This window comes from Treponema sp. R6D11 (assembly GCF_054786075.1).
In genome coordinates, this window is the sequence record NZ_BDHD01001033.1 from 1 (window position 1) to 407 (window position 407).

1 protein-coding gene is annotated in these 407 nt (G+C 41.8%); it reads left to right on the forward strand.

The window, feature by feature from the left end; all coding sequences use genetic code 11:
* Window positions 1-78: 78 nt before the first annotated feature.
* Window positions 79-407, forward strand: a 329-nt coding sequence (locus ACYVTD_RS17345) for a hypothetical protein (RefSeq protein WP_461248876.1), incomplete at its 3' end; no start/stop codon positions are given.

A 407-nucleotide genomic window follows, 5' to 3' on the forward strand; every position in this document is an offset into this window, starting at 1 on the left:
GTACACGTCCACAATGGCCATGATGCGCCCCTGAAGCGGAATTTTGTCCCCTTTTAAGGAAGTAAGGGCAAAATTGTAATGTTTTCTTTGTTGCGGATAACTACGGCGGTAATCAAAAGGTATGCGCAGGCGTTTTCCGTTTTGCTTTCTTTCGCTTTAATGGTCATCTTCAGTTATACCTTTGTAAGTAAAACAGAGCGCAAGAATTTACAAACCAAAGCAAAAGACGTTATTTTTTACACGGAAGCAAATATAAAAGCCGAATTAAAAGAGCCGGAAACCCTGCTTGCCGGCATCTCAGAGACTTTGCAGGGAATGATTTTTGACCGTAACAACGCCGACACCGTGCAGGGTTATATATACCACATTAACGATTATGTGCAGGAAGAATCCGATAAACGTATGTT